At 72.5% G+C, this 10247-nt stretch carries 4 protein-coding genes, 1 rRNA gene and 1 pseudogene; 4 read left to right on the top strand and 2 right to left on the bottom strand.

Going from position 1 to position 10247, the window contains the following annotated elements; translation table 11 throughout:
- Together rrf and AB1460_RS33510 are read left to right on the top strand one after the other, a co-directional pair.
- Positions 1-82, top strand: a 5S ribosomal RNA gene (gene rrf, locus AB1460_RS33515); the annotation flags it as partial.
- Between the two features lie 54 nt (positions 83-136).
- Positions 137-322 carry a hypothetical protein gene (locus AB1460_RS33510; RefSeq protein WP_368966264.1) on the top strand — a complete coding sequence of 62 codons (186 nt, stop codon included), beginning with the start codon at positions 137-139 and terminating at the stop codon, positions 320-322.
- A gap of 460 nt (positions 323-782) precedes the next feature.
- Here the strand turns inward: AB1460_RS33510 and AB1460_RS33505 are convergent, their stop codons facing one another.
- Entirely contained in the window at positions 783-2021 is a 1239-nt protein-coding gene (locus AB1460_RS33505; protein ID WP_368966262.1) for an MFS transporter, read from the bottom strand.
- 83 nt (positions 2022-2104) lie between these two features.
- Positions 2105-2377 (bottom strand): annotated as a pseudogene (locus tag AB1460_RS33500) (IS630 family transposase); the annotation flags it as partial.
- Positions 2378-2792: 415 nt separating this feature from the next.
- On the opposite strand from AB1460_RS33500, the gene AB1460_RS33495 reads away from it, so the two are divergent.
- Together AB1460_RS33495 and AB1460_RS33490 are read left to right on the top strand one after the other, a co-directional pair.
- Positions 2793-3317 carry a TIGR00725 family protein gene (locus AB1460_RS33495; RefSeq protein WP_368966261.1) on the top strand — a complete coding sequence of 175 codons (525 nt, stop codon included), beginning with the start codon at positions 2793-2795 and terminating at the stop codon, positions 3315-3317.
- 914 nt (positions 3318-4231) lie between these two features.
- Positions 4232-10247, top strand: a 6016-nt coding sequence (locus AB1460_RS33490) for a type I polyketide synthase (RefSeq protein WP_368966260.1), incomplete at its 3' end; no start/stop codon positions are given.

The raw sequence follows: 10247 nt of genomic DNA, 5'->3' as shown, positions 1-10247 counted from the left end.
CATTCCGAACCCGGTAGCTAAGCCCTTCAGCGCCGATGGTACTGCGCGGGGTACCGCGTGGGAGAGTAGGACGCCGCCGGACTTCTTTTGGTGGGGGCTGTTTCTGGCTTGGGCCGGGAGCAGCCCCCACCTGTGTTTGAGGCACGTTTCCTCACGGCGCCCCGTTGATCGGGACGACCTTCATCCGCTCGACCGGATCCTCGTCGACAAGGCCGCGCTGGCCCGGACGGTCGTCGGCGGCGGGGAGAGCTGGCTGGCGTCGCTGTCCACCGACGAGCTGTGGGATCTCGTCGCCCGCGCCCCCGAGGCCGTCGATGCCTGATCGTCGCTCCGCGTGGGGAACCGGGCAACGCCAATCCAGGCTTCAGACCTTGGCCGGATCGAGCTGGGTGGCAGCCTCAGGGCGGTTCTCGACGCGTCGTGCGTCTCCAGCCCGCCGAACGCGCCGTGTCCGAGCGAGGATCCGCCATTCAGAACTCTCGTCGTGGTCGACGGCAGGGAAGCAGCCGTGGCCGCCAACGGCGACTTCCTGCTGAGCGGCGTTCCTGTTGGTCAGGTCGAGGTCTCGGTCATCTGGCCCGACGGGACGCCGAGGAGCACGACGAAGGTAACGATCGATGAAAAAGATGCCATCCTTTTGCTGACTACTGACGCCGATCGGACGCCGTTGCGGGCCGCGACTCTCTCCTACGAAGAGCTTCCGCCCGGTGCACGGCCCGCTAGCGCGAGATCGGGTAGTTAGATTTTACGTCGTCCTTGCCGAAATCTTCATTCGTGGCGGCTCATGTGGCATGCCGCAATCCTGGCAGGATCAGGCACAGCACTGCCGCGGCGGCGGCCGTGGCGGCGAAGGCGCCCACCGCCCAGGCGCCGGACACGTGCTGGACAAGCAGCCCGGCGGTCAGCGGCGCCAGCGCGGCCAGCGCGGTGGTCGCCATGACCACGGTGTTGATGACCCGGCCACGCATCTCCGCCGGTGCGCTGCGGAGCGTCACGGCGAACAGCGCGGCGTTCACGGCCGGCGCGAGCAGCAGCGCCAGGGCGATCGGCGCCGCCACCAGCGGCGACGGGAGGAGCGGTGCCGCAGCGCCGAACAGCAGGGCCCCGGCCAGGGTGATCGTGGTGGCCAGGGCCCCGAGGCGCATGCGACCCTGCAGCCGGGGTGCCACTATGGCGCCGAGCAGCCCGCCGCCCGCGATGGTCGCCTGCACCAGGCCGAGCACCGCGGTGGAGGTACCGGCGTGACGCAGCGCGAGCGTGACGGTGAAGATCACGCCGGTGAAGGCGAAGTTCATCAGGGGTGCCGTTATCGCTACCGCGCGCAGGATCGGCACCTGCCAGACGAACCGCAGGCCATCGGCCACCTCGCGCCACAACGCCTTGCGCTCGGCCGCGTTCTCCGGGCGGAACTCCCCCCGGATCCTGTTCACCGTGCCGAACGAGACAACGTAGGAGACGGCATTGGCGAGGAACGGGACGGCCTGGCCCAGCCCGAAAAGAGCCCCGCCGAGCGCCGGGCCGGCCAGGGCGGCGGTGTAGGTTCTGGCCTCGGTGGCGGCCGCCGCCTGCTCCAGTTGCCGGTCCGGCACGATCCCCGGCAGTGCCGCGGCAGCCGCCGGGTTGAAGATGGCGCCCGCGCCTCCCTCGATCAGGCACACGACCAGGACGACCGGCCAGGACGCGAGACCGGTCACGATCAGGATGCCGAGCAGGGCCAGCAGGACCGCGCGCATGATGTCGCAAATGATCATCGCCCGCCGCCGGTCGAACCGGTCGGAGAGCGCCCCGGCGGGCAGCTGCAGGCACAGCAGGGCGATGGCCCGCGACGTCCCCACCACCCCGGCGAGCACCGCCGAGTGGGTCAACGCCAGGATAAGCAGCGGGTAGGCGAGCAGGCCGATCCCTGAGCCGGTATCGGAGAGCAGCTGGCCGATCCACAGCATACGGAAGCCCTCGTTGCGCCGGAGAGGAACCTCTTGTTGCGCATCGGCATCTGTCTCGATTCCGGCGGCATCGCTCACCTTCGGAACTGTATGCGCTAAGAGTCATGGATGTTCCGTGTACCGGACGATCTGTGGCGAGCGATGACCCACATCACCGCCCAATGTCCTGAGTCGTTAGTTCGTTCGTAGTAGGCGGCGACGGTTTCGAGGATCTGGTCGGCGGTCTTCGTTCAGACGAACGGCCTCTGGTCCTTGTTTCACACGTTGATCCACTTTCGGTTGTCGGCTTCGACTTCGACGACGGACCGGTGCGTCGAAGGGCGGAGTTTCCGGCGGGTGGGTTCAGCGAGCCGGCGTTCGACCAGATTCATCCATGACGGCGAGGTCGGGGTGAAGTGCAGGTGGAACCGCGGGCAGCTCAGCAGCCACTGCTTCGTGTCCGCCTCGGGGCGAGAGCAGGCCGTCGCCGAACTCCGCGAAGAACTGCGGCTCCGACAGCATCCGGACGGACTCGGGAAGTATCGGGAAGCGGAACCTGCGGATCTCATCAATGGGCCGGGAACGGATGCACATCGGTGACGCCGGTTGTGGTCGGCTGAGCATCGAGAGCGTTCTTGCCTGCGGCAGTGGTTGGGGCAGGGGGTGATCCCTGACAGGTCCGAGCTGGCCTGCTGCGGGCCCGGTCGACTATTACGGTCGATGCCTGATCGGCTGCAGAGTGTTGGCTGGGTAGCGGCCGGTAAGCCGGACAACCGGGGTGGTTCCGCCGATCAGGACAGGTCGAGGCGATCGCGAGGCCCCGCGGTCGTACCGTCCGGTCCACCAGGACGTCCGGGAGAAGGAGCATCGGTGATCCACCCCGAGTCGGAACGCGCCATCCTCGTTCAGGTCGGTGTCATCGGTCCTGGGGCTGGCGACGTGACCTCAACCCAGTACGACCTCGCGCGCCAGGTGGGGGCCCTGCTGGCCCGGGCGGGTGGGCAGGTGGTGTGCGGCGGCCTCGGCGGGGTGATGGAGGGCGTCGCGCGAGGGGTGCGTGAGGCGGGTGGCACCTGTGTCGGCGTCCTTCCCGGCCACGACCGCGCCGAGGGCAACCGATACCTGAGCGTCGCGGTCTGTGCGGGCGTCGGTCAGAAGCGTAACGAGATGGTCGTCGACTCGTCCGACGCGATCGTGGCGATCGGCAGTAACGAGGGCACCCTCATCGAGGCGCTGCTGGCGAAGCGCAGGGGGGTGGCGGTGTTCGGCCTCGACTGGTCGCCGGTGCGGGTGGCTGAGCGGCAGATCGATGGCGTGGTCGTCGCGGCTGACCCGGCGGACGTCGTGGCCCGTGCGGTGGCGGCGGCCCGGGCCCGGGTGGTTCGGAGCGGATGACGATGGTCCGGTGCGGATGACGATCGGCGGATGCGGATCTGGCGGGCGTCCCGCCGGCTGCGCGCCTCGTGGGCCGGGCGCTCTGGCGGTCCGCTGCTACCCAGGTACCGCTGCTACCCAGGTCAGGGGTGTTTCCGGCTGGATCCGGGACGCGTTCGGTGGGCCTCGAACCGGTCGCCGGGTTCCCGTCCGCGCGATGGCCGGGCGCGAAACAAAGCGCGAACGTGCTTGCGGAGTTCATCGGCCTGTGCCTATCCTCTGGGTGCCTTCTTGCTCAGGGTCCGCGTTGCCGCGCGGGCTGACGCCGCGCGGGCTGACTATGTACGCGGTGTGACTGTTCTCGGAAACGATTGGACTGTGGACTGGGATGTCCATCCAACTGATCGGGTCAGGTAGCGCGACGCGGGGGACTGGAAGCAGGGGTGGGTCCGCGGGGCGGGGATCCACGTCACCTGACGGTGTCGTGGGTTGAGTCCTGTGTATGGGTTCAGAATCTCGAGAGTCTTATGGTGACAGGGGCCTGGCGCCTGCCGGGCTGCAGCTGTTCTCAGGCAGCCAGGCCCCCTGATCGGCGCGCCCTGGGATGCGCCGTACTGCTTCGTCCGGCCTTCTCGTGAGTGGTGCCGTCGCATGATCGACGGCGTGGCGGAGCGTCGCGGGAGAGGGCGGCCACGGGAATGCTGCTGCTGGCCCGGATCGAGGCGATCCTGATCGGCCATCCCTGATCATGACGTTCTGATTTCCGGGTGGCGTGGATCCGTCTGTCGGGCCAATGCCCGGCTGGGCGAACCGCATATCAGGTCCGACCTGATCGCGTCGTGGTTTCTGTCATCGGGCTGAATCCTGTTTCTCGGCACCTGATTTCGGCGGTTAAGCCTGCCTCCATGCGCCGGACCTCCATCCTGGGAGAAACGTTGGCTGGACAGCACGGTTCCACCTGGCGGGAGATGTTCCTCGGGCTGGCGGAGGCCGAACAGCGCCGGATCCTGCTGGATCTGCTGCGCCGTGAGGTCGGCCGGGCTGTCGGTGCGCAGGCCGCCGTCCGTGGCCCGGTTGCGGCAGGTGAGCAGCCGGCTGCCTTCGACCCGCAGGTTCCGTTCCGCCGGCTGGGGCTCGGCGGCGGGAACACCGCCGGCTTCCGGGACGCACTCGGCGCCGAGCTGGGTCTGGAACTGCCCGCCACGCTGCTGTTCGACCATCCGTCCCCGGAACGTCTCGCGGGCTATCTCCGGGAGCGGATCCTACGGTCGCTCAGGTCCGACCAGGCCGGTCCCGACGGGCCTGGTGCGGAAGCCCGTCCGGGCGGGAGCGCCGCGGACGACCCTGTCGTGATCGTGTCGATGGCGTGCCGGTTCCCGGGCGGTGTCCGCGGGCCCGAGGATCTGTGGGAACTGGTCGCCGACGGGCGCGACGCCGTCGTCGACCTGCCCACCGACCGCGGCTGGGACATCGTCGGCAGTTTCGACCCCGACCCGAGCCGGCCGGGCACGTTCTACACCAGCCAGGGCGGCTTCCTCGACGACGCCGCCGGTTTCGACGCGGCGTTCTTCGGGATCGCGCCCCGCGAGGCGCTCGCGATGGACCCGCAGCAGCGGCTGCTGCTGGAGGTCTCCTGGGAGGCGCTCGAACGCGCGGGCATCGACCCGTTCTCGCTGCGCGGCAGCCCGACCGGGGTGTTCACCGGCATCGCCGTCGCCGACTACAGCCCGCCCTGGCGGGACGCTCCGGCCAGCGTCGAAGGCCATCTGATGAGCGGGACGCTGCCCAGCGTCGCCTCCGGCCGGGTCGCCTATACCCTCGGCCTCGAAGGGCCGGCGATCACCGTCGACACCGCCTGCTCGTCGTCGCTGACGGCCCTGCACCTGGCGGCGCAGGCGCTGCGCGCCGGCGAGTGCACGCTGGCCCTCGCCGGCGGCGCGACCGTGATGGCGACGATCGACGTCCTCGTGGAGTTCAGTCGCCAGCAGGGCCTGGCGCCCGACGGCCGCTGCAAGTCCTTCGCGCAGGCGGCGGACGGCACTGGCTGGGCCGAAGGCGCCGCGGTGGTGGTGCTGGAACGGCTGTCGGACGCCCGCCGCCGCGGTCACACGGTGCTCGCCGTCGTCCGCGGCAGCGCGGTGAACTCGGACGGGGCGTCCAACGGGCTGACCGCGCCCAGCGGGCCGGCGCAGCAGCGGGTGATCCGGGCGGCCCTGGCCAGCGCCGGTGTCACACCGTCCGACGTGGACGTCGTGGAGGCGCACGGCACCGGGACCCGGCTCGGCGACCCGATCGAGGCGCAGGCGCTCCTCGCCGCCTACGGGCAGGACCGGCCGGCCGACCGGCCGCTGTGGCTGGGCTCGCTCAAGTCGAACGTCGGGCACACCGTCGCCGCCGCCGGCGTCGGCGGGGTGATCAAAATGGTGCTGGCCCTGCGGCACGGCCAGCTCCCGCGCACCCTGCACGTGGACGCCCCGTCCTCCCGCGTCGACTGGTCGGCCGGTCTGGTGCGCCTGCTGACCGAGCCGGTCGCCTGGCAGCCGGACGGCTCCCGGGTGCGCCGCGCCGGCGTCTCCGCCTTCGGGGTCAGCGGCACCAACGCCCACGTCATCCTGGAGGAACCACCGCCAGCCCCGACCACCTCGGACGCCCCGAGCGCACCAGGCGTGAGACCCGTGCCCCCCGTGACGCCCGTGATACCTGTACCGACCGGGCCGTCCTCGTCCTGGCTGCCGTGGTTGCTCTCGGCCAGGTCGGAGTCGGCGCTGCGGGAGCAGGCCGCCCGGCTGCTGGCCCGGGTGACGGGCGAGCCGCAGCCGAGCCTGGTGGACGTCGGCTGGTCCCTCGCGACGGGCCGGGCGACCCTCGAGCACCGTGCCGCTGTCGTCGCCGCGGACCGCGACGGCATGCTGCGCGGCCTCGAGGCGCTGACCCGCGGCGCGTCGTCGGCCGCGCTGATCCGTGGCACGGCGCGCCCCGGGCAGCACACCGACCGTCTCGCGTTCCTGTTCACCGGCCAGGGGGCGCAGCGCCTGGGCATGGGCCGGCAGCTGCACGCCCGCTTCCCGGTGTTCGCCGCCGCGTTCGACGCCGTGTGCGCCGGCTTCGACCGGCACCTCACCCGACCACTGCGTGAGGTCGTCTTCGGCGCCCAAGCCGCGGAGGACCCCCCCGGCGGCTCGGTCACCGACGACTCGGTCGTCACCGACGACTCGGTCACCGACATCGAGGCAGGTCGCCCGTCAGATGCGGCGCTGGACCGGACCGAGTTCACCCAGCCGGGGCTGTTCGCGCTGGAAGTGGCGCTCTTCGAACTGCTCGGCTCCTGGGGCGTACAGCCGGACTTCCTGCTCGGCCATTCGATCGGCGAGCTGGCCGCCGCACACGTCGCCGGTGTTCTCACGCTGGACGACGCCTGCACGCTGGTGGCCGCCCGCGGCCGGCTGATGCAGGCCATGCCCGGCGGCGGCGCGATGGTCGCGTTGCGGGCGTCCGAGGAGCAGGCACTCGACCTGATCGCCGCGTGGACCGGCGCGGGTCAGGTGGATGTCGCCGCCGTGAACGGGCCGGCCTCGGTGGTCATCTCCGGGGACGCGGAGCCCGTCCTGGAGATCGCGCGGCGGTGGCGGGCGCAGGGCGGGAAGGCGACCCGGCTGCAGGTCTCGCACGCGTTCCACTCGGCGCACATGGACGGGATGCTCACGTCCTTCCGGGCCGTCGTCGACGGGCTGGGCCTGCGGCCCCCGACGATCCCCATCGTCTCCAACCTCACCGGGGAGATCGTCACCGCCGACGAACTGTGCTCCGCCGAGTACTGGGTCCGCCAGGTCCGGTCCGCGGTGCGGTTCCGGGACGGTGTCGACCGCCTCCACGAGCGGGGCGTGCGGACGTTCCTCGAGCTCGGCCCGGACGCGGCGCTCACCGGCATGGGGCAGGAGTGCCTGCCGGACGACGCCGGCGCCGCCTTCGTCCCGACCCTGCGCCGCGACTCCGCCGAGGAGCCGGCCCTGGCCCGCGCCCTCGCCCAGCTGGGTGTCTGCGGTGTGGCCGTCGACTGGTCGGCGTACTTCGCCGGCACCGGTGCCCGCCGGGTGGATCTGCCGACCTACCCCTTCGAACACCGGCGCTTCTGGCTGGGTGACATCCTGCCCGCCGCGCCACGGCTGAACAGCGCTTCGGGTGCGGCGCGCGGGCCGGGTGCCCCGGGAGCGCCGGGCGCCCCGGGTGTCGGCGGGCAGGCGGGCGAGGCGAGCCGGGCCGTCGACGCGGCCTTCTGGGACGCGGTGGACCGCGGCGACCTCACCGAGGTCGTCGACGTCGACCCGGACGCCGCCCTGCGCACCGCCCTGCCCGCGCTCGCGGCGTGGCGCGCGGGCCGCCGTGACCAGGAGGCCCTCGCCGGCTGGCGGTACCGGGTGCTGTGGCGGCCGGTGGCGCTGCCGGCCGCGGACACGCCGCTCGGCCGGTGGCTCCTGGTTGTTCCCGGCGAACCCGTCCACGGTGATCTCGTCGACTGGTGCGTGCGCGGGATCGAGAGTGGTGGCGGCCAGGTCGCCGCGGTCCTGACGCTCGACCCGGACGCCGCCGGCGTCGACCGCGCCTCGCTGGCCGCTCGCCTCGCCGAGGTGGCCGGCGGCGACGTCCCGCTCGCCGGTGTGCTTTCCCTGGTGGCTCTCGACGAGCGCGAGCGGTCCGATCATCCGGCGCTTGCGCGTGGGCTCGCGGCCACTCTCGTGCTGCTGCAGGCACTCGGCGACGCCGGTGTCGCGGCCCCGCTGTGGTGCGCGACGCGCGGCGCGGTGCCCGCTGCCGACGGCCCCGGCAGCGCTGAGGGCCCAGGAGACGGGGGTGCGGCGGCTGGCCCGGTCGGCCCGGTCCAGGCACAGGTGTGGGGCCTGGGACGGGTCGCCGCGCTGGAGCTGCCGCGCGCCTGGGGCGGCCTGGTGGATCTGCCCGCCGACCCCGACGAGGCGGCAGCCCGCCGGCTCGTCGCGGTGCTGGCGGGCACCTCCGGCGAGGACCAGGTCGCGATCCGCGCCTCGGGCGTCTTCGCGCGGCGGCTCACCCGCGCCCGGCCCGACGACCACGCGGAGGGTGACGCCTGGCGCCCCCGCGGCACCGTGCTGATCACCGGCGGGACGGGGGCACTGGGCGCAGCCGTGGCCCGCTGGTGTGCCGACCGGGGTGCCACGCGCCTCGTCCTGACGGGCCGGCGCGGCGCGGCGGCGCCCGGCGCGCCCGAACTGGTGGCGGACCTGGCCCGGCGGGGCGCCGAGGCCACCGTGGTCGCCTGCGACGCGGCGGACCGGGACGCGCTCGCCGCCGTGCTCGCGGGCGTCCCGGCGGACTGCCCGCTCACCGCCGTGGTGCATGCGGCCGGCGTCGCCGGAGAGTTCACGGCGCTGCGTGACGTCGACGTCGCCACGTTCGCCGACGTGCTCTCCGGCAAGGTCGCCGGTGCCCGCAACCTCGACGAGCTGCTCGGCGACCGGGAGCTCGACGCGTTCGTGCTGTTCTCCTCCATCGCCTCCACGTGGGGCAGCGGCGGCCAGTGCGCCTACAGCGCGGGCAACGCCTACCTCGACGCGGTGGCGGTGCGCCGCGCGGCGCGGGGGCTGGCGGCGTCCGCGCTGGCCTGGGGTCCGTGGGCGGAGGGCGGCATGGCCGTCGACCCGACGGTCGCCGGCCACCTCCGCGACCGCGGGCTGATCCCGCTGCCCCCGGGCCCCGCGGTCGCCGCGTTGGAGCGGGCGGGTGGCACCGCCGGCTGCCTGACGGTGGCGGACGTCGACTGGGAGCGGTTCGCGCCGACCTTCACCGCCGCCCGCCCCAGCCCGCTGCTCGCCGACCTCCCCGAGGCCGACGCCGCCCTGAACCCGCCGCCCGCCATCGCGTCGGCGGGCGGCGCTGCCGCCGCGCCTGGTGCGGGCGGCGCGGCAGTGGGCGGCGCGCCGGAGCTTCTCGGTCGGCCCGCCGGGACGTCCGACGCCGACTGGCGGCGGCAGCTGCTGGACGTCGTCCGCTCGGAGACCGCGGCCATCCTCGGCTACGACTCCGCGGACCAGGTCCCCGCGGACCGCACGCTCAGCGAGCTCGGCTCGACCTCGCTCACCGCCGTCCAGCTGCGCACCCGCCTGGCGGAGCGGACCGGGCTGCGGATACCCACCACCGTCGTCTACGACCACCCCACCCCGGCCGCCCTCGCCGCCTACCTCCAGGACGAGCTGCCCGGCGCCACCGCCCCCGTTGGCGCGAAAGCTGCGACCGCGACGCCCGTCGCCCTGCCCGCGGCGACGGACGATCCGGTGGTGATCGTGGGTATGGGATGCCGTTTTCCCGGTGGCGTGGGGTCGCCGGGGGATCTGTGGCGGGTGGCGGTCGAGGGTGTGGACGCGGTGTCCGGTTTTCCGGTGGACCGCGGTTGGGATGTGGAGGGCCTTTTCGATCCGGTGCCGGGTCACCCTGGCCGGTCGTACGTGCGGTCGGGCGGTTTTCTGTACGACGCCGCCGACTTCGACGCCGAGTTCTTCGGGGTGTCGCCGCGGGAGGCGTTGGCGATGGATCCGCAGCAGCGTCTGTTGCTGGAGGTGTCGTGGGAGGCGTTGGAGCGGGCCAATATCGACCCGACGTCACTGCGGGGCAGTGACGCGGGGGTCTTTGTCGGCGCCAACATTCACGACTACGTCTCCCTGCTGGCGCACGAGCCGGAGCGCACCGAGGGATATCTGGCGACCGGGACCGCGAACAGTGTGATGTCCGGGCGGATCTCCTACACCCTCGGTCTGGCGGGTCCGGCGGTGACGGTGGATACGGCGTGTTCGTCGTCGTTGGTGGCGTTGCATCTGGCGGTGCGGTCGTTGCGGGTGGGGGAGTGTTCGCTGGGGTTGGTGGGTGGGGTGACGGTGATGTCGACGCCGGTGGGTTTTGTGGAGTTCTCCCGGCAGGGTGGGT

It is taken from the genome of Parafrankia sp. FMc2 (assembly GCF_041008525.1).
Lineage (GTDB): Bacteria > Actinomycetota > Actinomycetes > Frankiales > Frankiaceae > Parafrankia.
This window is presented reverse-complemented; position numbering and strand designations above follow the sequence as displayed.